Consider the following 21,508-nt stretch of genomic DNA (forward strand, 5'->3'; position numbering starts at 1 on the left):
CTACGGCCGAGGGTGCCCGACGACCCCCTTGCGCAGCACGGCGTTGCCGTAGGTGCGCGTCTCCCCGGTGCGGATGACGAGGAACGCCGCGCGCGCGACGTCGTAGTAGGCGAAGCGATCGATGAAGGCCGTCGTCTCCGGCGTCGTGCCGGCGGCATCCATCAGCTCGCGCTGCACCTCGAGCACGGTGCCGTCGGCGGAGGTCATGAGGTCGAGCGACGGGGCATCGTCGAGCGGAACGACGGTGCGGATCGCGCGCAGCACGTCGGGCGTCGTCGCACCCGGGAGGTTCACGAGCCTCGTCGCGACGGCCGCGGCGGGAAAGTGCGCGTCGGCGATGACGACGGCGTCGGAGTGGCCCATGTCGTCCAGATGGTGCAGCAGTTCACCCGACAGCAGCGGGTGGATTCCTTCGAGCATGTCGTTCCTTCCAGCTCAGGCGGGGATGAGCGCCGCGTCGGCGAGCTCGGCCCAGAACCCGTCCGGCACCGGCAGGCGCATGTACTCGGCATTCTGCACCAGGTGCGCCGGGCGACTCCCCCCGACCACGACGGAGCGCACCGCAGTGTCTCGGAGCGGGAACTGCACGGCCGCCGCCGGCAGCGGCACCTCCCAGTCGGCGGCGATCGCCGTGATGCGCTGCAGGCGCTCCCACACGTCGTCGGGCACGCCGCCGTACTCGTAGCGGCCCTCGCGCGAGGGCTTCGCGGTCGCGAGCAGGCCGGAGTTGAACACGGATGCCGCCACCACATCCGTGCGGCTGCGATGACACGCGGGGAGCGCTTCGGCGGCGGCGGGCTGCTCCAGGAGCGTGTAGCGGCCGGCGATCATGACGACGTCGAGGTCGGCGGCGCCGACGCCGCGCACGACGGTGTCGGCGACCATCGTGCCGATGCCGACGGCCCGCACGACACCCTCGGCGCGGAGCTGCTCGAGCGCGGGGAGCGCCTCGGCCACGGCGAGGTCGAGGTCGTGGCGCTCGGGGTCGTGCAGATAGACCATGTCGATGCGATCGAGCCCCATCCGCTGAAGCGACTCGGAGATGCTCGTGCGGATGCCGTCGGCGCTGACATCCCACTCGCGGCGCAGCGTCGTCGGAACGTGGAAGTCGTGGTCGAGGTCGAGACCGCCGTCGTCGTCGGGGTTCGGGCGCAGCAGGCGCCCGACCTTCGTGGAGACCACGTACTCGTCGCGCGGCTTGGTCGAAAGGAACGCGCCCAGCCGGCGCTCGGACAGCCCGAGCCCGTAATGCGGCGCGGTGTCGAAGTAGCGGATGCCGCTCTCCCACGCCGCCTCGAGGATGGCGAACGCGTCATCGTCGCTCATCGCGCGGAAGAGGTTGCCGACGTTGGCGGCGCCGTAGCCGAGCGGGGTCAGCGTCGGCGTGCGCGGCTCAGGCGACGACATGCGCGCCCGTCCACGTGTAGGTGGCGATGCTCTCGGCCTTCATCTCCATGCCGGCGCCCGGCGCGAGCGGCGGCATGTACGCGCCGTGGCGGATGTCGGTGGGCGTGATGAAGTGCTCGTGCAGATGATCCACGTACTCGATCATCCGCCCGTCCCGGCTGCCGCTGACGGCGACGAAGTCGAACATCGACAGGTGCTGCACCGCTTCGCAGAGCCCCACGCCGCCCGCGTGCGGGCAGACCGGAACCCCGAACTTCGCCGCCAGCAGGAGGTTGGCGACGTTCTCGTTGACGCCCGCGACGCGCACCGCATCGATCTGCATGACCGAGATCGCCTCGGCCTGGAGCAGCTGCTTGAAGATCATGCGGTTCTGCGCGTGCTCTCCCGTGGCCACGCGCACCGGCGCGACACCGCGGGCGATCTCGGCGTGACCGAGGATGTCGTCGGGGCTCGTCGGCTCCTCGATCCACGCGAGGTCGAACTCCGCCAGCGCCCGCACCCACTCGATCGCCTCGGAGACCTCCCAGCGCTGGTTCGCGTCGATGGCGATCGGGAAATCGGGCCCGCAGACCTCGCGCGCGATGCGCAGGCGGCGCACGTCGTCGTCGAGATCGGCGCCGACCTTGAGCTTGATCTGGGGGAATCCTTCGGCGATCGCCTCGCGGCACAGGCGCGTGAGCTTCTCGTCGGAGTAGCCGAGCCAGCCCGGGCTCGTCGTGTAGGCGGGATAGCCGTCGGCCAGTAGGGCCGCCTCACGCTCGGAGCGACCCGCCTCGGCACCGCGGAGGATCTCCAGCGCCTCGTCGGGGGTCAGGGCGTTGGTGAGGTAGCGGAAGTCGACCAGCCCGACGATCTCCTCGGGGGTCATCCGCGACAGGAGCCGCCACAGCGGCATTCCCGCACGCTTGGCCTTGAGGTCCCACAGGGCGTTGACGACGGCGCCGATCGCCATGTGCATGACGCCCTTCTCGGGCCCGAGCCAGCGCAGCTGCGAGTCGCCGATGAGCCCGCGCCACGTGGCGCCCATGTCTTCGAGGAGGGGTTCGAGCTCCTGCCCGACGAGGTGGCCGGCGAGCGCGTCGATCGCGGCGACCTGCACGTCGTTGCCGCGGCCGATCGTGAAGACGAACGCGTGACCGGCCTCGCCCGCGTCGGTGACGACCTGCACGTAGGCGGCGGAGTAGTCGGGGTCGAGGTTCATCGCGTCGGAGCCGTCGAGACTGAGCGACGTGGGAAAGCGGATGTCTGTCGTGTCCAGTGAGACGATGCGGGTCACAGGTACTCCTCCTCGAGCCGCGGCTTCCGCGGGAACCTTGGAAGTGTAAACATCGGATGTCTATACTGTCAATTGCCACCAGGGTCGCAGGCGCTGACGCGTGCGCGGCCGCACACTGTCGTACGGGAGATTCATGAAATTCGCACGCCTCGGGCCGGTCGGCCACGAGATCCCCACCGTCGTCGACGGAGATCGCCATCTCGACCTGCGACCCCTCACATCCGATGTCACGGGGGACTTCCTCGCCGCCGATCCCGTATCGCGTGTGTCCGCGGCCATCGAGGCCGGACGGCTCCCCGAGCTCGACGTCGACGGTCTGCGCATCGGCGCACCGATCGCCCGCCCCTCGGCCGTCATCTGCGTCGGGATGAACTACGCCGCCCACGCGGCGGAGTCGGGTTCCGCGCCGCCGGAGATCCCGATCATCTTCCTCAAGACCCCCAACACCGTCGTCGGTCCGGACGACGAGGTCATGATCCCGCGCGACAGCGTCAAGACCGACTGGGAGGTCGAGCTCGGCGTCGTGATCGGCACGCGCACCGCCTACCTCGACAGCCGGGACCAGGCCCGCGCGCACATCGCCGGCTACGTCGTCGCGAACGACGTGTCCGAGCGAACGTTCCAGCTCGAGGTCTCGGGAGGCCAGTGGTCGAAGGGCAAGTGCTCCTTCGGGTTCAGCCCCACCGGGCCGTGGCTGGTCACCGCCGACGAGGTCGATCCCGACGCCCTGAGCCTGCGCAGCTTCGTCAACGGGGAACCGCGCCAGGACTCGAACACCGCCGACATGATCTTCCCGGTCGACGAGATCGTCTACCAGCTGTCGCAGTACATGACCCTCGAGCCGGGCGACCTCATCCTCACCGGGACCCCGGAGGGCGTGGCGCTGTCGGGGCGCTTCCCGTACCTGGCCCCCGGTGACGTCGTCGAGATCGAGATCGACGGACTCGGCCGGCAGCGACAGGTCTTCACGGCATGGGAGCCCGCGTCGTGACCGGCGTGCTCGACGGCCTCGTCGCGGTCGTCACCGGCGGCGCGTCGGGGATCGGCGCCGCGATCGCCGAGCGCCTGCACGCCTCGGGCGCGCACGTGGCCGTGCTCGACCTCGATCCGACGGGGGCCGACGAGCGCTTCGCCGCCTTCACCGCCGACGTGTCGGACCGAGCGAGTGTGGATGCCGCGATCGCGGCCGTCGGCGAGCGCTTCGGCCGCATCGACATCGTCGTCAACAACGCCGGCATCGGAGCACAGGGCGATGTCGCCGCGAACGACGACGATGAATGGGCGCGCGTGCTGTCGATCAACGTCACCGGCATCGCGCGCGTCAGCGCCGCCGCCCTCCCCTGGCTGCGCCGCTCGCCCGCGGCGGCCATCTGCAACACGGCGTCCATCGCGGCGACCGCGGGCCTGCCGCAGCGCGCCCTGTACAGCGCGTCGAAGGGGGCGGTGGCCGCACTCACCCGCGCCATGGCCGCCGACCACCTGCGTGAGGGCATCCGCGTCAACGCGGTGAACCCCGGCACGGCCGACACCCCGTGGGTGGGACGCCTGCTCGCGAGCGCGCCGGATCCCGAGGCCGAGCGCGCCGCGCTGGAGGCGCGCCAGCCCCACGGGCGTCTCGTCTCCGCCGCCGAGGTCGCCGAGGCCGTGCACTACCTCGTCAGTCCGGGCGCCGGATCGACCACCGGCACCGCGATCGAGGTCGACGGGGGGATGGGCCCGCTGCGGCTGCGTCCGACGTCGTGACCGCGGGCGGCGGGGCGCGACCCGCACGGGATGCGCCCCGCCGCTCTCAGGCCGCCGCCGAAAGCCGGTAGGTGCGCTCGGCGGTCGACCAGAGGATGGCGTCCCGATCGCCGGGATCGAGTCGGGACGACCATTCCGTGACGAATCTCGCCCACCGTCCGTACGGCGTCGACACCGGCCAGTCCCCGCCGAACATCAGCCGCTCGGGCCCGAAGGCCTCCAGCGCCACGTCGAGATAGGGCCGCAGTCCCTCGGACGTCCACGGCCCGCGTGCTTCGGCCGGCAGACCGGAGATCTTCGCGACGGTGTTCTCCCGCGCGGCGAGCGCCGCGATGTCCCCCATCCACCGCGCGGCCGGGGCGGAGGAGAGATCGGGTTTGCCGAGGTGGTCGAGCACGATCGTCAGCTCCGGCACGGCGTCGGCCAGCGCGACGACATCGGCCAGCTGATCGTGTCGCACGCACGCGTCGAAGGTGAGCCCGGCCCGCGCGATCGCGTGCGCCCCGGCGAGGAACTCCGGCGAGAGCGCGAACCCGCGGTCTTCGCCCTGCAGCAGACGTCGGATGCCTCGCACGAGCGGTCGCTTGCAGAGACGCGCGAGCACGTCGTCCAGGTCGGAGGGGCGCTCGACCGGCGCGAAGGCGACGACACCGCGGATGTCGGCGACGCCCGCCCGCTCGACGACCCAGTCGACCTCGTCGACGGCCTGCTCCGGCGCGCAGTCGGCCTGCACGAAGACGAAGGCGCGCTCGGATACGGCGGGCGCATCCTGCAGCGCGGCGGTCAGTTCGGCGACGTCGTGCCGCGCGGCCAGGGGGCCCTCCAGCCACGCGTAGTGCAGGTGATCCGGATCCCAGAGGTGGAGATGACTGTCGAGGAGGCGCACATCGTCCATTGTGGCGCGGACCGCGGTCGGCGTCGTGGAGGATGTCTCGCCCTACGATGTCGACATGGCCCTGACCGACGACGCGATCGAGCGCATCAAGGCGATGATCGTCGACGGCGAGATCGCCCCGGGCGACCGCCTCCCGCCCGAAAAGGAGCTGTCCGAGCGCCTCGGGCTCTCCCGCAACTCGCTGCGGGAGGCGGTGAAGGCGCTCGAGGTCATGGGCGTGCTCGCCGTGCGGCGCGGCGACGGCACGTACGTCACCAGCCTCGAGCCAGGACTCCTCCTCGACGCGGTGTCCTTCCTCGCCGACCTCCACGACGACACCTCGCTGCTGGAGATCTTCCAGGTGCGCCGCATCCTCGAGTCGCACGCGACCGGACTCGCCGCCCGGCGCGCGACTCCCGCCGACGTCGAAGCCCTGACGGCCGAGGTCGACAAGGTCTCCGACGTGCAGGACATCGAGACGCTCGTCGACCACGACCTGCGCTTCCACCGCATGATCGTCGTGATCGGGGGCAATCGGTACCTCGCGAGCCTCGTCGACTCCCTCACCAGCCAGACGGTCCGTGCTCGCGTGTGGCGCGGCCTGACCGATGACGGCGCCGTCGCGCGCACCCTGGCCGAGCACCGCGCGATCGTCGACGCGATCGCCGAGGGCGACGTGGCTCTCGCGACCGCCGTGGCGACCGCACACGTGGCGGGCGTCGAGCGCTGGCTCCGGCGGGCGGGAGCGCACGGGGGCGAGTGACTGGACGGCACCTGTAATGACAGCTACACTCACCTGTAGTTACAGGACCGTCGAGGAGGACTCATGCCTGCCTTCCGCACCCCGCCGCTGCGGCCGTTCGCGATCGATTTCGACCCCGACCGGCTGACCCTCTCCCCCGAGGGACCGACGCTCACGCGGCGCATGAGCGACCTCGAAGGTCTCTTCCGCGACCACGACGCCTGGCGCACCGCCGCCGAGGGTGATGACCCCGTGGTCTACACGGTCTCCAGCAGCCCCGTCCCCGAGATCGAGCGGGAGCTGCCGCAGTCGATCACGACGATCCTGCCCGGCACCACCGGCGGCGAGCTCTGGATGACCAAGGGCCACCAGCATCCGGACCACCAGGGCGAGATCTACTACGCCCTGCAGGGCACCGGCGGCCTGCTGATGTTCGACGGCGACGAGCACGCCTGGCTCGACATGACCCCGGGGACGATCGGATACATCCCGCCGGGCTGGGCCCACCGCTCGGTCAACACCGGCGATGACGCCTACGCGTTCCTCGCCGTCTATCCCGGCGGCGCGGGGCACGACTACGGCTGGGTCCTCGAGCACGGCATGGGCCGGCGTGCGTTCCGCGCCGAGGGCGGATTCGAGCTGCGCCCGTACGGGGAGTGACTCTCCCGTGCTCATCGCCCACGATCTCGGAACGACCGGCAACAAGGCGTCTCTCCACGACGACACCGGCCGCCTGCTCGCATCCGTCACCGTCTCCTACCCCGCCCACTTCGCCGCCGGCGGCATCGCCGAGCAGGACCCCGGCCACTGGTGGGACGCCGTCGTGTCGGCGACGCGATCGCTCGTCGAGCGCGCCGAGGTGCAGCCGTCCGAGGTGACGGGCCTCGTCGTCAGCGGCCAGATGATGGGCGCCGTGCTCCTCGACGGCGACGGGCGACCCGTGCGCCCGGCGATCATCTGGGCCGACACGCGCGCGGCGGCACAGGAACGCGAACTGAGCGACGCCCTCGGCGACGAGCCGGCCTACCGGCTGCTCGGCCACCGGCTGAACCCCACCTACTCGGTCGAGAAAGTCATGTGGGTGCGCGACATCGAACCCGACGTATGGCGGCGGGTGCGCCGTTTCTGCGTCGCGAAGGACTACATCGTCCTCCGTCTCACCGGGCGCCTGGCCACCGATCGGTCCGACGCGAGCGGCACGAACGCCTACGACCAGCTCGCCGGAACCTGGTCGAGCGCCGTGCTCGACGCAGCACGCCTCGATGCCTCGCTCTTCCCCGAGATCGTCGACTCCGTGACGGTCATGGGCACACTCACCCCGCATGCCGCCGATGCCCTGGGCCTGCCGGCCGAGGTTCGCGTCGTGATGGGCGGGGGCGACGGCCCGATGGCGGCCGTCGGCTCCGGCATCGTCGCCCCCGAAGACGGCGCCTACGTGTGCCTGGGCACGTCGTCGTGGATCTCGTTCGCCACCGACGCGCCGCTCCACGATCCGCACCGCCGCACCTTCACCTTCGACAATGTCGTGCCCGGGAGCTTCGTGCCGACCGCGACGATGCAGGCCGGCGGCGCATCGGTGCAATGGATCTCCGAGGCCCTGTCCTCCGACCCGACGCGCCCCGACACCGCCGCCCTCACGGCCGACGCCGGCGGCGATGTCGACACCGACGGCCTGTACTTCCTCCCCTACCTCCTGGGTGAGCGCTCCCCGTACTGGAATCCGGATGCGCGCGGCGCCTTCGTCGGCATCGCACGCCATCACACTCGGGCCCACCTGATGCGTGCGGTGCTCGAGGGGGTCGGATTCAACCTGCTCACGTGCATCCAGGCGTTCCGCGCGGCCGGGGCGACGCTCGATCGCATCGATGCCGTGGGCGGCGGCGCCCAGAGCGACGCCTGGCTCAGCATCCTCGCCGACATCTGGGGCGTGCCGGTGCGGCGCCGGACGATCGTGAGCGAGGCGAACAGTCTGGGCGCGGCCGTCACCGGCGCCGTGGGGCTCGGACTCACCGACTTCTCGGCGGCGCGCTCGCTCAGCGAGGTCACCGCCGAATTCACACCCGATCCGCATCGCCACAGCGCATACGCGCAACGGCACGCACGGTTCTCCGCGGCGTACGACGCGCTCGAGCCGTGGTTCACCGAAGGAGCCTGATGGCCGTCATCCTCGTCACCAGCCGATCGTTCGGCGACGGCGACCTCGACGTGCACGCCCGAGCAGCCGAGGCGGGGCACACGATCGTGCGCGGTCCGGCGCACCATCCCCTCGACGACCTCGCCGAGGTGCTCCCCACCGTCGATGCGTGGATCGCCGGCACCGGACCCGTCACGACCGAGCACCTCGACCTCGCACCCCGGCTGGTGGTGATCGCCCGCTACGGCGTGGGGGTCGAGGCCGTCGACGTCGCCGCGGCCACCGAGCGCGGCATCGTGGTCTCGAACACGCCGGGCGCCAACGCCGAGGCCGTCGCCGACCACACCGTCGGCCTGGCCCTGGCCGCACTCCGGTCGACGGTGGACGGCGATCGCCGCGTGCGCTCCGGCGACTGGACCGTGCGACGGGGCCGCGAACTCGGCGCGTCGACGGTCGGCATCGTCGGCTTCGGGCGCATCGGACGCGGCGTCGCACGACGCCTGCAGGGCTTCGGGTCCGACGTTCTCGCCACCGACCCGTTCGTGCCCGCAGAGGATGTGCGACGTGCCGGCGCGGAGCCGGCGACACTCGACGAGATCTTCGCGAAGGCGGATGTGATCACCCTGCACGCGCCCGGCGGACAGGTGATCGTCGACGAGGAGCGCATCGCGCGCCTTCGCCGCGGCGCCGTGATCGTCAACTGCGCTCGGCCCGATCTCGTCGACGAGCCGGCACTCGCCGCGGCGCTCGCGGACGGCCGCGTCGGAGCCTACGCCGCCGACGTGCTCACCGGAGACACGGCCGGGCACGACAGCCCGCTGCTCGATGCCGCACTGGCCGACCGGGTCGTCATCACACCGCATCTGGCCGCGCAGACAACGCAGGCCGTCGACAACATGGGGGCGATGGCCCTCGAGAACGCTCTGGCCGTGCTCGCCGGCGAACCGGCGCCCTACGCCGTGACGAGCACCTGAAACGAGGACGCATGACCACCGATCCCCTGGTCCCCACGAGCGAAGCCGGCGTGCTGGCCGTGCTGCGCGCCCCCTCGGCTTCGACAGCGCTCGACGCGGTCGATGCTCTCGTGCGCGGCGGCGTGACCGGCATCGAGGTGACCTTCAGCACGCCCGATGCCCCCGAGGTGATCGCGCAGGTGCGCGCACGATACGGCGACGACGCTCTCGTCGGCGCGGGAACGGTCACCACCGCGGAACAGGCCAACGAAGCGGCGGAGGCGGGCGCTCAGTTCCTCGTCAGTCCCGGTTCGGTCGCGGAGCTCTCGGCGGCGATGACCGCCACGGGGCTCGTCACGATGACCGGCGCACTGACCCCCAGCGAGGTCATGCTCGCGCGCGGCTACGGCGCCGACGTGGTGAAGATCTTCCCGGCATCGGTCTTCGGCCCGTCGTACCTCGGGGCGCTCCGCGCACCGCTGCCCGGCATCCCCCTCATGCCGACCGGCGGCGTCACCCCCGACAACCTCGCGGAGTGGTTCGCCGGCGGCGCGGTCGCCGTGGGAGCCGGCGGAGACCTCGTTCCCGGGTCGGCGCTGGCGGCGGGAGACATGGAGGAGATCGAGCGCCGCGCGCGGCTGTTCGCCGCGGCGCTGCAGCGGGTGCGCGAGGAGGGTGAGGCGGCATGACCGGCGACTACATGGGATTCGTCGGGGTGAGCACCGGCTCGTCCTCGATCAACGAGGTGTTCCCGCTGTGGGCGCAGATCCTCGGGCTCCCCACCGATCGGCTCATCGGGCACGACCTTCCGCTGGACGCCACGCGCGAGCAGTACCGCGACCTCGTCGCCCGCATCCGCGACGACGAGCACCATCGCGGCGCGCTGGTGACAACGCACAAGATGAACGTCTTCGCGGCGGCATCCGACATGTTCGACGACCTCGACCCCTTCGCGGTGTCGTGCAGCGAGATCTCCTCGATCTCCAAGCGGGGCGACCGGCTGATCGGCCAGGCGAAGGATCCGCTGACCGTCGCGCTCGCGCTCGATGACTTCCTTCCGCGCGACCACTTCGCCACCACCGGCGGCCACGTGCTCATCCTCGGCGCGGGCGGTTCCGGAACCGCCCTGTCGTGGGCACTGGCCGAGCGGCCCGCGTTCGAGCGCCCGGCCCGCATCATCGTCACCGCTCGCGACGACCGCAGCCTCGACGAGCTGCGGTCCGTGCACGAGAGGCGCGGAACGCCCCCGGACCTGATCGACTACCGCCGCGTCGACGACGATGCGGATTCGGCCGCCCTCGTCGCCGCGCTCCCGCCGGCGTCGGTCATCGCCAACGCCACCGGCCTCGGCAAGGACCGCCCCGGCTCCCCGCTTCCCGACGACGTGGTCTTCCCCCGCAACGCCTTCGTATGGGAGTTCAACTACCGGGGCAGCCGGGAGTTCTGGCACCAGGCCCTCGCTCAGCAGGATGCGCGGGAGCTCGTCGTCGTCGAGGGCTGGCGGTACTTCATCCACGGCTGGTCCCAGGTCGTCGCCGACGTGTTCGACGTGACCCTCACCCCCGAGATCGTCGATCGGCTGGCCGCCGCCGCGGAGACCACGAGATGATCCGCACGGTGCTCGGCGACATCGAGGCGGCCGAGCTCGGCCCCACGAATTACCACGAGCACCTGTTCCAGATCTCGCCGCTCCTCCCCGGCGACGAACTGGACGACGAGGAGCGGTCGGGCCGCGAGGCCGAGACCCTGCGCGACAGCGGCTTCGCGGCGATGGTGGATGCGACCCCGCTCGGCCTCGGACGCGACGCGGCGGGCATCGCCCGCATCAGCGCCGCGACGGGCCTGCACATCGTCGCGACCACCGGACGCCACCGCGAAGCGCACTATCCCGGCGAGCATCCGCTGCACGCATGGGACGTCGATCGCCTGACGGCCCGCTTCGTCGGCGAGATCGTCGCCGGCATGTGCGACGGCGACGATCTCGCACGGGGTCCGGGCGGAACATCCGTGCGAGCGGGCCTGCTGAAGGGCGGGGTCGGATACTGGCGGATCACGGCCTTCGAGCGCGCGACGCTCGACGCGGTCGCCGCCGCGCACCGCGAGACGGGTGCTCCGGTCATGGTGCACCTGGAGTTCTGCACCGCCGCGCATGAGGTGCTCGATCTGCTCGCCGAGCAGGGCGTCGCCGCCGACCGGGTCGTGCTCGCCCACGCGGACCGCGATCCCGATCCCGGTCTCCACGCGGCGCTGGCCGCACGCGGCGCCTACCTCGGCTACGACGGGTTCGCCCGCCCCCGCACCCGCAGCGACGCCGAGCTCCTGACCCTCACCGAAGCGGTGGTCCACGCGGGCGCGGGCGAGCGCATCGTGCTCGGCGGCGACGTGGCGCGCCGCACCCGCTATCTGGCCTACGGCGGCATGCCCGGCCTCGGCTACCTCGGTGAGCGGTACGTGCCGCGACTGCGGGAGCGTGTCGGCGCGGACGCTGTCGACACGATGCTGCGCGACAACCCCGCGCGCCTGCTGTCCCTGTCCTCCTGAGCGCGACACCGGCCGGCGCCGATTCGCGATTCCCCTCCCCCACCGCGGGCGCACGAAGAAGGGCTCCCGCCGCGGCGGGAGCCCTTCTCGATGGTGCGGCTTACTCGTAGAGGACCGCGGCGATGTCCTCGTCGTCGATGTTGTCGGCGTCGTACCAGTACGAGCCGGTGTCGTAGAAGCCCTCGACCGTCTCACCCATCGCGGCGTCGTAGGCGGCCTGCACGACGGTCGCGCCGATGCCGATCGGGTCCTGCGTGATGGCACCGGCCATCGTGCCGTCCTTGATCGCGTTGATCTGCGCGGCGCCGGAGTCGAAGCCGACGATCGTGATCTCACCGGGGTCGAGACCGAGCTCGTTCACGGCGTTCACGACGCCGATCGCGGAACCCTCGTTGGTGCCGTAGATGCCCTTGAGGTCGGGGTACGCGGCGATCATCGCCTTGGCGATGTCGGCCGACTTCAGGTGGTCGCCGTCACCGTACTGGATGTCGACGATCTCGATGTCGGGGTAGTTCTCCTCGATCTCCTGCACGAAGCCGTCGCGGCGCTCGACACCGGTCGAGTTGATCTGGCTGTGGCCGACGATCGCGACCTGTCCCTCACCGCCGATGAGCTCGGCCATGTGCTCGGCCGCGATGCCGCCGGCCACGATGCTGTCGGTCGCGGCCAGGCTCAGCGAGTAGTCGCTGTCGCAGGGCGCGTCGAACTCGACGACCGGGATGCCGGCAGCTTCGGCGCTCTCGTACAGCGGGATGCACGCCTCGGGGTCGAGCGCGGCGTACGCGATCGCGTCGGGGTCCTTGTCGATCGCCGTCTGCAGCATCTGCAGCTGCGCGTCGACCTCGGTCTCGGCGGCCGGGCCCTCGAAGGTGATCTCGACGCCGAGTTCGGCGGCGCGCTCCTCGGCACCCTGCTTGACGGCCTGCCAGAACTGGTGCTGGAAGCCCTTCGAGATCATGGCGATGTACATCGAGTCGCCGTCGCCGCCGGCCTCGCCCCCGGACGAGCCGTCCGAGCTCGAGCATCCGGCGAAGGCGAGAGCCGCTGCCGCGACGGTGGCCGCGAAGGCGACCTTCTTTCCGTACTTCATTGAAACTCCATTGTTGTGTGAGACCGGTCGCCCGGTCGGTGCGGACAGTGTTGCTGTGTGCCTCGGGTTGTTTCCTGCCGGATGTCCGGCTGAGCCGGCGACGGGCACGGTCGCCGCCGGCGAGGTCAGGTGGAGGTGCGGTTGCGGAGGGAGTCGAAGAAGACCGCGATGAGGATCACGATGCCCACGACGACGTTCTGCCACTCCGTCTGGATCGACATGATGCGCAGACCGTTGATGAGCACGCTCATGATGAGCGCACCGATGACGGTGCCGAGGATCGAGCCGCGGCCGCCGAGCAGCGAGGTGCCGCCGATGATCACGGCCGCGATCGCCTGCAGCTCGTAGCCCACGCCCAGCTGCGGCTGAGCGGAGTCCAGTCGCGCCGCGAGCACGACGCCCGCGATGCCGGTGAAGGCGCCGGCGAACATGTAGATGAGGATCTTCCAGCGGCGCGTGTTGACGCCGGACAGGCGCGTCGCCTCCTCGTTCGACCCGATCGCGAAGGTGTAGCGGCCGAGGATGGTGCGGTTCAGCACGAGGTAGCCGACCACGGCGAGCAGGAGCGTGATGAGCACGGCGTTGGGCAGGCCGGGGACGAGGGTGCCGAGCGCGATCTGGTTGAAGTCCGGCGCCGAGCCGGAGAAGTAGATCGGGCGCACGCCCGAGATCACCAGCGCGAGCCCCTGCGCGATCATCATCATCGCGAGGGTCGCGATGAACGGCGGCAGCCCGAGGAAGGTGATGTTCAGGCCGTTCACCAGCCCCATCAGCACGCCGGTGCCGATGCCGCCGAGCACGCCGAGCCAGACGGGCAGACCCATGTTCGTGATGAACACGCCCGTCATCACCGCGGCGAGGGTCATGCCGGTGCCGATCGACAGGTCGATGCCGCCGGTGATGATGACGAACGTCGTTCCGAGGGCGAGGATCCCGATCACCGAGGTGGCCAGGAGGATGCCCGAGATGTTGCTCCAGGTGAAGAAGTTGTTCCCGAAGATCGAGAAGAAGATCACCAGGATGATCAGGGTTCCGAACGCCAGCGACTGCTGGAGCTGCCTCTTCATGAGGCCCACGAAACCGCCCGACGAGCTCTTCTCGTCGATCGCGTTCTGGATCACCGTCGTCGTCGACGGGCCCGGGTTCTGGTCGGTGCTCATTCTTCCTCCTGCGCGTGCGCGGCGAACTGCATGATCTTTTCCTGACTTGCTTCCTCGTTGCGGAGGGTGCCCGTGATCCGGCCGCCCGCCATCACGACGATGCGGTTGGCGACGCGGAGGATCTCGGGGAGCTCCGACGAGATGACGATGATGGACTTGCCGGATGCCGCGAGATCCTGCATCACGCGGTAGATCTCCTCCTTGGCTCCGACGTCGATGCCGCGGGTCGGCTCGTCGAAGATGAGCACGTCGCAGTCGCGAAGCAGCCACCGGGCGATGACGACCTTCTGCTGGTTTCCTCCGGAGAGGAGCTTGACGACCTGGTTGACCGACGGCGTCTTGGTGCGGAGCGTCTTGACGTAGTCCTTCGTCTGCTGCTTGGCCTTGCCGTCCGACATCCACCCGATGGCGTTGGCGTACGACCCGAGCGAGGCGAGCACGGTGTTGAAGGTGACGTCCTGCTCGAGCATGAGCCCCAGGAGCTTGCGGTCCTCGCTGAGGTAGCCGACCCCGAGCTTGACCGCGTCAGCGGGCTGATGGATGCGCGCCTTCTTGCCGGCGACGGTGATGGTTCCCCCGTCGCGCGGGTCGGCGCCGATGATCGCTCGCGCCGTCTCGGTGCGGCCGGCGCCCATGAGGCCGGCGAAACCGAGGATCTCGCCCTTGTGCAGCTGGAAGGAGACGTCTTTCAGGAGCGACTTCGTGCTGAGGTTCTGCACGTCGAGGATGACCGGATCGCCGAGGTGCTCGCGCGCCTCCGGGCGCGCGCCCTCGTCGATCTGGCGGCCGACCATCATCTCGATGATGGTCGGAACCGCGATCTCCGACTTCGTCAGAGATCCGATGTATGTGCCGTCGCGAAGCACGCTGACGCGGTCGGCGAGTCGCTTGAGCTCATCCATGCGGTGCGAGATGTAGACGATCCCCGTGCCGCGGGCCTTCAGGTCTTCGATGAGGGTGAACAGCGTCTCGGTCTCACTGTCGGTGAGCGCCGACGTCGGCTCATCCATGATGAGCACCTTGGCGTCGAACGAGAGGGCCTTGGCGATCTCGACCATCTGCTGCTTCGCCACGGTGAGCTCGCCGACCGGCTGCTTGGGGTCCACCCGGATGTTCAGCCGCTCCAGCAGCTCCTTCGCCTTGGCGTTGAGCTTGGTGTCCGAGACGAACGGGCCCGTGCGCGGCTCGCGCCCGATGTAGATGTTCTGCGCGACGGTGAGGTCCGGCATCAGGTTCATCTCCTGGTGGATGATCGTGATGCCGAGCTGCTGCGCCTGCAGCGGGCTGGTCAGCTCGACGTCCTTGCCGTCGAAGGTGATCGTGCCCTCGTCGCGCTGGTAGATCCCGGAGAGGATCTTCATCAGCGTGGACTTGCCCGCGCCGTTCTCCCCGACGAGCACGAGAACCTCGCCGGCGTACACCTCCAGATGCACGTCCTTGAGGGCCTGGACGCCGGGGAATCCCTTGCTGATCCCCTCGACTCTGAGGATGGGCTCGCTCACTGTGTCACCTGCTTCTTCGAAGGCCGATCGATCGAGTGCTTCCGCACGCTGGCGGTAAACATCCGATCAATATTCCATCGCGCTGCCGTGCAGCGCAAGTTGTACCTAAATGTATCTACTCGCCGACGCGGGGGGAAGACCTGTAATAACATCTTCGTCACAACCTGCGGACGACGGCCGTCCTCGGGGGAGAGGACGACATGCAGATCGGTGCCCATGGTCTCGTTTTCACCGGAGAGTTCGACGAGGCCGGCCTGCGCCGCGCGGTCGAGGGCACGGCCCGCGCCGGTTTCGATCTCATCGAGATCCCGCTGATGGATCCCGACGGCTTCGACTCCGCCCTCGCCGGCCGGATGATCGCCGATGCCGGCCTGGCCGTCTCCGCCTCGCTCGGCCTCACCGCGGCCACCGACCTGACCAGCGAGGATGCGGCGGTCGTCGCGGCCGGAGAGCGGGTGCTGGAGCAGTGCCTCGACCATGTCGCCGCGATGGGCGGCGATGTGCTGTGCGGCGTGATCTACTCCGCGATGCAGAAGTACCTCACTCCGCCGACGACGAAGGGCGTGGCGGCGAGCCAGGCGGCGATCGCGCGACTGGCGGCATCCGCCGCCGAGCGCGGCATCCGCCTTTCGCTCGAGGTCGTCAACCGCTACGAGTCGAACGTCTTCAACACGTCTCGCGGGGCGCTCGCCTACCTCGACGGCGTCGGCGACGACCGCGTGAGCGTGCACCTGGACACGTACCACATGAACATCGAGGAGTCCGACCTCTTCCAGCCCGTGCTGGACGCCGGCCCGCGCCTCGGCTACGTGCACATCGGCGAGAGCCACCGCGGCTACCTCGGCACCGGATCGGTCGCCTTCGGCGACTTCTTCCGGGCGCTGGATCGCATCGGCTACGACGGCCCCGTCGTGTTCGAGTCGTTCTCCTCGGCCGTCGTGAGCGCCCAGCTGAGCAACACGCTCGGCATCTGGCGCAACCTGTGGGAGGACAGCGACGACCTCGCGGCGCACGCCAACCGCTTCATCAGGGACGCTCAGCGCGCCGTTCAGACGATCGAGATGCATTGACGCCTCACAGATCCACACGACCGACGAGGTTCACCCGGATGCCGATGCGGTCGAACATCGCGGCCTTCGCAGCGAGGGCGCGGTCGGCCGTCTCGGCGTCGGGGGCGTAGACCACCTGCGCGTGGTTCGCCTTGTGTCGGGCCATGAACTGGTCGCGCGTGACGTCGTGCAGCACGACGTGCGCGATCGGCCACTCCGGGTTCGTGGCGTTCTTGCGACGCTGCGTCTCCTCCTCCGGAAGCTCCACGACGCTCGCGCGGAAGATGTCTGCCTGCAGGATCCCGTCGGCGATGAAGACGCGCGAGACCACGATCTCGCCCGGCTTGGAGACGCCGTTGATCGTGGCGCCGCCGGCGGGGAAGAAGACATCCCCCTGCCGCCAGCCCTCCGCCTTGTCCCAGCCGCCGAGGTGTGACGCGGGCACGGAGCCGGAGATCTCGTAGACCCACACGAACTCGCCGTCGTACTCCTCGCCCCAGCGCACGTCGTGGAGGGTGTTGTCGGGAACGAGCCCCATCGCCGTCCACACGCGGTCGGTCACGAGCGCATCGACGGCGACGCCCTCGTCGGCCTCGTTGAAGTGGGGGAAGGCGCGGCCGGCGAACAGTTCGCGGGACCCGTCGCGGGAGAGCACCGGCGGGCGCTCGGTGGAGTTCAGGATGCCCTCGGCGAGGTCCGAGGCCGGCACCAGGTCCTTCAGGCCCTGCTGGTACTGGATGCCGACCGCATCCAGCCCGAAGTCGTCGGCGATCCGCAGCGCCGCGATGTACATCTTCATCTGCCACTGCACCTGCTCGCGGGTGAGCTCGGTGGCCGCGTCGTCGCCGAAGCGGAAGGTCATGCCGCGCTCGACGAGCCAGTCGAACGCCGCGTCCGCCTCGGCTTCGGTCACCTGGAGCATCTCCGCGTACAGCGCCGACTGCGACAGGCGCTCCTTGTAGATGCCGGTCGCGTTCAGCAGCTCGTCGTCGAAGATCGCGTTGTACATGCCCATGCAGCCCTCGTCGAAGACGCCGATGATCGCCTTCTCGGCCAGCAGCTGATCGCCGAGCGCGCGTCCGAGCTCGACCTCGGGCGTTGCGGGCAGCTCGGGGAGCGCTCGCACGTGGGAGGCGTCGTGGGTGACGGTGCCGGTGCGCGTCCACTCCTCGAGACCCGCGAGGAACCACTCGTCGGCGAAGTCGACCGACCAGAGCGTCGAATAGGGCGTGCCCATCTTGGTCAGGCCCGCGTTGAGGCCGAGGAGGCCGACCAGGCCCGGCCAGTCTCCGGCGAAGTTGGCGACCGTGAGGATCGGACCTCGGTGGGTGCGCAGGCCGGCGAGCACGTGATGGCTGTACTGCCAGACGGCCTCGGCGACGATGAGCGGCGCCTCGCGCGGAATCGAGCGGAAGACCTCCATCCCCATGCGCTGACTGGAGATGAAGCCGTGCCCGGTCGCCGGGTCGATGTCGTTGGCGCGGACCACGCTCCACCCGAGCTTCTCCAGCGCCGCCGTGACATCCGCCTCCATCGCCGCCTGGGTCGGCCAGCCGGCCGCGTTCGCCGACTCGCGCAGGTCACCGCTGGCGATGAGGTAGGCCGTTCGCGCCGGAGCTTCCGGCGGCGTGGACACGACGGGCAGGGCGTACGAGGTCATGATGTCCTTTCGGTGGCGAGCGGGCGTTCCGCCGGCGCGTGCGCGACGGCGCCGGTTCCGGCGCCACGCGAGTGAGAGCTGCCCACGCGGTTCATCGGACCTCCTCTTCGTCGCGGGATCTGGAGAGAGTCTACGATGAAATCGATTTCATCGCGACCCCGAATTTTCGAGCTCATGCGCCGCCGCCTGGCCCGCAGCCGGACGCGTCAGCGGGTCTGCGTCGACATCCTGCGCTTGGTCGCCCGGAAGTTCTCGGCGGCGTCGACGAGCGCGACATCCGCATCGATGTGCAGCTGCTCGGTGAGGGAGGCGAGATCCGTGCCGGAGAGCACGGCCGCTCCGACCCTGTCGGTGACGGCCTGGATGACGGTGACGAGGACGCTCGCGTGCGCGCGGGCGACGAGGGGCGGAAGGTCCGGGTCGGTCGAGGTGATCGCCGCGGCGATCCGCGTCACCATCGTCGAGAACGTGCGGAAGGGCGGGACGCCGATCGACCTCCGCCGCGACACCATGGCGATCGCCGACCGGCTGGGACTGATCGACGCCGTCCGCGCGAAGGCGCTGCCCACTCGCATGACCGAGTTCGCCGACATCGACGGCGCCCCCATCGCACGTCGCGAGCCGGACAGCGCGGCCGAGAACATCGTGATCGACGACTACGAGATCCACCGGCACGACGATGTGGAGATCCACCGCGACGACCTGCTCGCGATCCTCTTCGGCGCGCTGGACGACGGCGTGCAGGTGCGCTTCGACGACTCGATCATCTCGCTGACCGAGACGGCGGACGGCGTGCGGGCCGCCTTCCGCAACGGCCCCGAGGAAGACTTCGCGATGGTCCTGGGATGCGACGGGAGTCACTCCACCGTGCGCCGACTGTGGTTCGGGCCGGAGAGCGAGTACAGCACCTTCCTGCACAACTACATGTCGGTCACCGTGGTCGACGGCACGTTCATTCCGTCGTGGACGACGCGCATCCAGAACACCCCCGGCCGCACGCTGCTGGTGAACTCCTACGCCGACACGACCGACGTCGTGCTGGCGTTCCGCTCCGAAGATGAGATCCCGTACGACCACCACGACATGGCGGAGCAGAAGAGGATCATCCGCGAGCACTTCGCCGACGCCGGCGAGCCGTTCGCCACGGTGCTGGAGCCAGCACTGACCGCCGACAACTTCTCCTTCGACAAGCTCAGCCAGATCCGTCTTCCCCGGTGGACGTCCGGTCGCGTGGCCCTGGTCGGCGACGCCGCCTACTGCCCGTCACCGGCGGCGGGCATGGGCGGGTCGGTCGCGATCCTCGGCGCGACCGCACTGCACGACGCGTTCGTCGTGGCCGGGGGTGACATCGATCGGTCTTTCGCGGAGTACGAGCGCAGCTTCCGCCCGACGGCGGAGAAGATCCAGACCGAGACGGAGGCGTTCGGGGTGCCGATGATCTTCCCCGCCACCGCCGAGGCGATCGCGTCGCGGAACGCGCAGCTGGTCGCCATGTGACGGCGGTCCGAAGCGGCGACGCGGGTCTTGCGACCTGGCCCTGCGTCCGCCCCGGAGGTCACGAGTCGAGGCGCGGGAGCAGCTCGCCGCCCAGCACGACGGTGCGGGGCGGGGCGTCGTCGCCGGCGAGGCGGTCCAGCAGCATCCGCGCCGCCGTCATTCCCATCTCCCGCGCCGGCAGCCGCACGATCGACACCGACGACGGCGAGATGATCGTGTAGGGAAGGGATCCGATGACCGCCATGCCGTAGGCCGGCGGCGGGGTGCCGAGCTCCGCGAGGCGCTGGATCGCCCCCATGCCGATGAGGTTGTTCCCCGCGACGAAGCCGTCGGGAGGATTCTCCGCCGCCAGCAGCGCATCGATGGAGACCCGGCCGCCCTCGAGATGGAAGGTCGTCGGGTACAGCAGCGCCGGATCGGCGGAGCCCAGGCGCTCCTCCATCGCGTCTCGCCATCCCTGCGCGCGCTCCCGCGACGTCTCGATCGCCATCCCCCCGACCATGCAGGCGACCCAGCGATAGCCGGCATCCAGCAGATCGATCGTCGCGGCGTACCCCGCCGCGCGGTTGGCCATGAGCACCGAGTCGACGCCGCCGCCCGCGGAACGGTCGACGGCGATGATCGGCCGGCCGGCAGCACGCAGCGCACTCACGTCGGTGTCGTCTCCGGCGGCCGCGAGGATGACGCCGGCCATGTGAGCGGAGGCGGCGATGCCGAGGTAGGTGCTCTCCTTGGCGATGTCGCCGTCGGAGTTGCAGAGCATCACCGAGTAGCCCGCCGCCGACGCGACGTCTTCGATGCCCCGCGCCGTCTCGGTGAAGTACGGGTTCTCGATGTCGGGGATCACGAGCGCGATCGCGTTCGCGCTGCCGGTCCGGAGGTTCCGCGCGGTGCTGTTGGGCACGAACTTCAGCTCGCGGGCGGCGCGCTGCACGGCCTCGGTCCTCGCCGGTGACACCCCGACGCCGTTGTACACGCGCGACACGGTGGCGGGCGAGACGCCCGCGCGCTTGGCGACGTCGTAGATCGTGGCCGTCGACAACGCCGACTCCGCACCGCCGCCGTCCGCGCCGCGCGCGGCGCGCGCCCTACTCCGCGTGGACATGGACGAGCGAGGCGTGCGAGATGTCGGAGGCGAGTTCGAACTCGAACCGGCTCCGATCCCCACGGTGGTGAGCGATGAAGAATTCGATCGGGCGCCCCGATGCGTCGCGGCTGACGCTGCGCAGGCGGAGCAGGGCGGCGCCGGTGGTGAGGTCGAGCAGGCGCGCCTGCTCGTGCGAGGCGACCGTCGCCTCGGCCGAACGCACGCCCTCGGCCGCGACGATCCCGCTGTCGGCGAGCACGCGATACAGCGACGCGTCGGCGAGGTCGACGCCGAGCGTCACGGCACCCACCGCCTCCGGCATCCATGTCGTCGACAGCGACCACGGCTGGCCGTCGACGAAGCGCAGCCGCTCCAGGGCGATCACGGAGTCGCCGACGGGGATCTCCAGCGCCTCGGCGACATCGGCCGCGGCATCCTCGCGCTCGTGCCGGATGACATCGCTGTGCACGTGTCCGCCGCGGCGCTCGACGTCTTCGTAGAGCCCCATCAGGGTGTGCACGAGGCTCTCGCTCGTCTTGGGGCGGGCCACGAACGTGCCCTTCCCCTTGACCCGCTCGACGACCCCCTCGTGTTCGAGCTGCGCCAGCGCCTGCCGCACGACGGTGCGGGAGATGCCGTAGTGCTCGCACAGCCGCATCTCGCCGGGAAGCAGATCGCCGGGCTTGAGCTTGCCCTGCGAGATGCGCGCGAGCAGCAGCCGGCACAGCTGGTCGTACATCGGAGACGAGGACCGGCGGTCTATCGCGTCGCCGTGCGGCGGTTCGGTCGTCAT

General features: G+C 70.2%; 22 protein-coding genes. 11 read left to right on the forward strand and 11 right to left on the reverse strand.

The window, feature by feature from the left end:
* The 3 genes from IM777_RS15540 to IM777_RS15550 are packed head-to-tail and all read right to left on the reverse strand — an operon-like array spanning position 1 to position 2,683.
* Positions 1 to 420, reverse strand: a complete 420-nt coding sequence (locus IM777_RS15540; RefSeq protein ID WP_071045433.1) for an RbsD/FucU family protein — start codon at positions 418 to 420, stop codon at positions 1 to 3.
* 15 nt (positions 421 to 435) lie between these two features.
* Complete coding sequence (locus IM777_RS15545) at positions 436 to 1,407, reverse strand: aldo/keto reductase (RefSeq protein ID WP_071045434.1); 972 nt, start codon at positions 1,405 to 1,407, stop codon at positions 436 to 438.
* On the reverse strand, positions 1,394 to 2,683 hold the full coding sequence (locus tag IM777_RS15550; protein WP_071045435.1) for an L-fuconate dehydratase: 1,290 nt from the start codon (positions 2,681 to 2,683) through the stop codon (positions 1,394 to 1,396). The genes IM777_RS15545 and IM777_RS15550 overlap by 14 nt, the downstream gene beginning before the upstream one ends.
* Positions 2,684 to 2,816: 133 nt before the next feature.
* On the opposite strand from IM777_RS15550, the gene IM777_RS15555 reads away from it, so the two are divergent.
* Together IM777_RS15555 and IM777_RS15560 are read left to right on the forward strand one after the other, a co-directional pair.
* Positions 2,817 to 3,674, forward strand: a complete 858-nt coding sequence (locus tag IM777_RS15555; RefSeq protein WP_071045436.1) for a fumarylacetoacetate hydrolase family protein — start codon at positions 2,817 to 2,819, stop codon at positions 3,672 to 3,674.
* Positions 3,671 to 4,426, forward strand: a complete 756-nt coding sequence (locus tag IM777_RS15560; RefSeq protein WP_419538865.1) for an SDR family NAD(P)-dependent oxidoreductase — start codon at positions 3,671 to 3,673, stop codon at positions 4,424 to 4,426. The genes IM777_RS15555 and IM777_RS15560 overlap by 4 nt, the downstream gene beginning before the upstream one ends.
* Before the next feature lie 46 nt (positions 4,427 to 4,472).
* Here the strand turns inward: IM777_RS15560 and IM777_RS15565 are convergent, their stop codons facing one another.
* A complete protein-coding gene (locus IM777_RS15565; RefSeq protein WP_194383986.1) occupies positions 4,473 to 5,312 on the reverse strand; it encodes an amidohydrolase family protein in 840 nt (279 codons plus the stop codon).
* A 64-nt stretch (positions 5,313 to 5,376) separates the two neighbouring features.
* On the opposite strand from IM777_RS15565, the gene IM777_RS15570 reads away from it, so the two are divergent.
* The 7 genes from IM777_RS15570 (at position 5,377) to IM777_RS15600 (ending at position 11,670) form a co-directional block, all read left to right on the forward strand.
* A complete protein-coding gene (locus tag IM777_RS15570) occupies positions 5,377 to 6,063 on the forward strand; it encodes a FadR/GntR family transcriptional regulator (RefSeq protein ID WP_194383987.1) in 687 nt (228 codons plus the stop codon).
* Between the two features lie 63 nt (positions 6,064 to 6,126).
* Positions 6,127 to 6,702, forward strand: a complete 576-nt coding sequence (locus tag IM777_RS15575) for a glucose-6-phosphate isomerase family protein (protein ID WP_194383988.1) — start codon at positions 6,127 to 6,129, stop codon at positions 6,700 to 6,702.
* A gap of 7 nt (positions 6,703 to 6,709) precedes the next feature.
* Positions 6,710 to 8,197: a xylulokinase gene (xylB, locus tag IM777_RS15580; protein WP_194383989.1), complete on the forward strand. Its 1,488-nt coding sequence runs from the start codon at positions 6,710 to 6,712 to the stop codon at positions 8,195 to 8,197.
* Positions 8,197 to 9,150 (forward strand): phosphoglycerate dehydrogenase, encoded by a 954-nt coding sequence (locus IM777_RS15585; RefSeq protein ID WP_194383990.1) that lies wholly within the window; start codon positions 8,197 to 8,199, stop codon positions 9,148 to 9,150. The genes xylB and IM777_RS15585 overlap by 1 nt, the downstream gene beginning before the upstream one ends.
* Before the next feature lie 11 nt (positions 9,151 to 9,161).
* Positions 9,162 to 9,818 carry a bifunctional 4-hydroxy-2-oxoglutarate aldolase/2-dehydro-3-deoxy-phosphogluconate aldolase gene (locus IM777_RS15590; RefSeq protein WP_194383991.1) on the forward strand — a complete coding sequence of 219 codons (657 nt, stop codon included), beginning with the start codon at positions 9,162 to 9,164 and terminating at the stop codon, positions 9,816 to 9,818.
* On the forward strand, positions 9,815 to 10,738 hold the full coding sequence (locus IM777_RS15595; RefSeq protein WP_194383992.1) for a shikimate dehydrogenase: 924 nt from the start codon (positions 9,815 to 9,817) through the stop codon (positions 10,736 to 10,738). Before IM777_RS15590 ends, IM777_RS15595 begins: the two co-directional genes overlap by 4 nt.
* Positions 10,735 to 11,670, forward strand: a complete 936-nt coding sequence (locus tag IM777_RS15600) for a phosphotriesterase family protein (RefSeq protein ID WP_194383993.1) — start codon at positions 10,735 to 10,737, stop codon at positions 11,668 to 11,670. Before IM777_RS15595 ends, IM777_RS15600 begins: the two co-directional genes overlap by 4 nt.
* A gap of 100 nt (positions 11,671 to 11,770) precedes the next feature.
* Here IM777_RS15600 and IM777_RS15605 read toward each other — a convergent pair whose 3' ends face one another.
* From IM777_RS15605 to IM777_RS15615, 3 genes are all read right to left on the reverse strand, one after another.
* A complete protein-coding gene (locus IM777_RS15605; protein WP_194383994.1) occupies positions 11,771 to 12,760 on the reverse strand; it encodes an ABC transporter substrate-binding protein in 990 nt (329 codons plus the stop codon).
* Positions 12,761 to 12,885: 125 nt separating this feature from the next.
* Positions 12,886 to 13,920 carry an ABC transporter permease gene (locus IM777_RS15610; RefSeq protein ID WP_083336607.1) on the reverse strand — a complete coding sequence of 345 codons (1,035 nt, stop codon included), beginning with the start codon at positions 13,918 to 13,920 and terminating at the stop codon, positions 12,886 to 12,888.
* Positions 13,917 to 15,422: a sugar ABC transporter ATP-binding protein gene (locus IM777_RS15615; RefSeq protein WP_071045445.1), complete on the reverse strand. Its 1,506-nt coding sequence runs from the start codon at positions 15,420 to 15,422 to the stop codon at positions 13,917 to 13,919. The genes IM777_RS15610 and IM777_RS15615 overlap by 4 nt, the downstream gene beginning before the upstream one ends.
* Before the next feature lie 200 nt (positions 15,423 to 15,622).
* Between IM777_RS15615 and IM777_RS15620 the strand changes: the two genes are divergently transcribed.
* Positions 15,623 to 16,492: a sugar phosphate isomerase/epimerase family protein gene (locus IM777_RS15620; RefSeq protein WP_071045446.1), complete on the forward strand. Its 870-nt coding sequence runs from the start codon at positions 15,623 to 15,625 to the stop codon at positions 16,490 to 16,492.
* Positions 16,493 to 16,496: 4 nt separating this feature from the next.
* Here the strand turns inward: IM777_RS15620 and IM777_RS15625 are convergent, their stop codons facing one another.
* The gene (locus IM777_RS15625) at positions 16,497 to 18,131 is read right to left on the reverse strand and encodes a fucose isomerase (RefSeq protein WP_194383995.1); all 1,635 of its coding nucleotides are present in this window, start codon (positions 18,129 to 18,131) and stop codon (positions 16,497 to 16,499) included.
* Between the two features lie 206 nt (positions 18,132 to 18,337).
* Positions 18,338 to 18,589 carry a hypothetical protein gene (locus tag IM777_RS15630; protein ID WP_194383996.1) on the reverse strand — a complete coding sequence of 84 codons (252 nt, stop codon included), beginning with the start codon at positions 18,587 to 18,589 and terminating at the stop codon, positions 18,338 to 18,340.
* Between IM777_RS15630 and IM777_RS15635 the strand changes: the two genes are divergently transcribed.
* A complete protein-coding gene (locus IM777_RS15635) occupies positions 18,561 to 19,628 on the forward strand; it encodes an FAD-dependent monooxygenase (RefSeq protein ID WP_194383997.1) in 1,068 nt (355 codons plus the stop codon). The genes IM777_RS15630 and IM777_RS15635 overlap by 29 nt on opposite strands.
* 58 nt (positions 19,629 to 19,686) lie before the next feature.
* On the opposite strand, the gene IM777_RS15640 is transcribed toward IM777_RS15635, so the two are convergent.
* Positions 19,687 to 20,733: a LacI family DNA-binding transcriptional regulator gene (locus tag IM777_RS15640; RefSeq protein ID WP_194383998.1), complete on the reverse strand. Its 1,047-nt coding sequence runs from the start codon at positions 20,731 to 20,733 to the stop codon at positions 19,687 to 19,689.
* On the reverse strand, positions 20,717 to 21,508 hold the full coding sequence (locus IM777_RS15645; RefSeq protein WP_194383999.1) for a GntR family transcriptional regulator: 792 nt from the start codon (positions 21,506 to 21,508) through the stop codon (positions 20,717 to 20,719). Before IM777_RS15645 ends, IM777_RS15640 begins: the two co-directional genes overlap by 17 nt.

It is taken from the genome of Microbacterium luteum (assembly GCF_015277875.1).
Taxonomy (GTDB): domain Bacteria; phylum Actinomycetota; class Actinomycetes; order Actinomycetales; family Microbacteriaceae; genus Microbacterium; species Microbacterium luteum.

Coding starts and splice junctions, on each gene's coding strand:
- IM777_RS15610 (WP_083336607.1), bottom strand. CDS start 13,920: ATGAGCACCGACCAGAACCCGGGCCCGTCGACGACGACGGTGATCCAG.
- IM777_RS15570 (WP_194383987.1), top strand. CDS start 5,377: ATGGCCCTGACCGACGACGCGATCGAGCGCATCAAGGCGATGATCGTC.
- IM777_RS15600 (WP_194383993.1), top strand. CDS start 10,735: ATGATCCGCACGGTGCTCGGCGACATCGAGGCGGCCGAGCTCGGCCCC.
- IM777_RS15630 (WP_194383996.1), bottom strand. CDS start 18,589: ATGGTGACGCGGATCGCCGCGGCGATCACCTCGACCGACCCGGACCTT.
- IM777_RS15540 (WP_071045433.1), bottom strand. CDS start 420: ATGCTCGAAGGAATCCACCCGCTGCTGTCGGGTGAACTGCTGCACCAT.
- IM777_RS15625 (WP_194383995.1), bottom strand. CDS start 18,131: ATGACCTCGTACGCCCTGCCCGTCGTGTCCACGCCGCCGGAAGCTCCG.
- IM777_RS15605 (WP_194383994.1), bottom strand. CDS start 12,760: ATGAAGTACGGAAAGAAGGTCGCCTTCGCGGCCACCGTCGCGGCAGCG.
- IM777_RS15620 (WP_071045446.1), top strand. CDS start 15,623: ATGCAGATCGGTGCCCATGGTCTCGTTTTCACCGGAGAGTTCGACGAG.
- IM777_RS15590 (WP_194383991.1), top strand. CDS start 9,162: ATGACCACCGATCCCCTGGTCCCCACGAGCGAAGCCGGCGTGCTGGCC.
- IM777_RS15555 (WP_071045436.1), top strand. CDS start 2,817: ATGAAATTCGCACGCCTCGGGCCGGTCGGCCACGAGATCCCCACCGTC.
- IM777_RS15640 (WP_194383998.1), bottom strand. CDS start 20,733: ATGTCCACGCGGAGTAGGGCGCGCGCCGCGCGCGGCGCGGACGGCGGC.
- IM777_RS15595 (WP_194383992.1), top strand. CDS start 9,815: ATGACCGGCGACTACATGGGATTCGTCGGGGTGAGCACCGGCTCGTCC.
- IM777_RS15645 (WP_194383999.1), bottom strand. CDS start 21,508: ATGACGACCGAACCGCCGCACGGCGACGCGATAGACCGCCGGTCCTCG.
- IM777_RS15545 (WP_071045434.1), bottom strand. CDS start 1,407: ATGTCGTCGCCTGAGCCGCGCACGCCGACGCTGACCCCGCTCGGCTAC.
- IM777_RS15585 (WP_194383990.1), top strand. CDS start 8,197: ATGGCCGTCATCCTCGTCACCAGCCGATCGTTCGGCGACGGCGACCTC.
- IM777_RS15575 (WP_194383988.1), top strand. CDS start 6,127: ATGCCTGCCTTCCGCACCCCGCCGCTGCGGCCGTTCGCGATCGATTTC.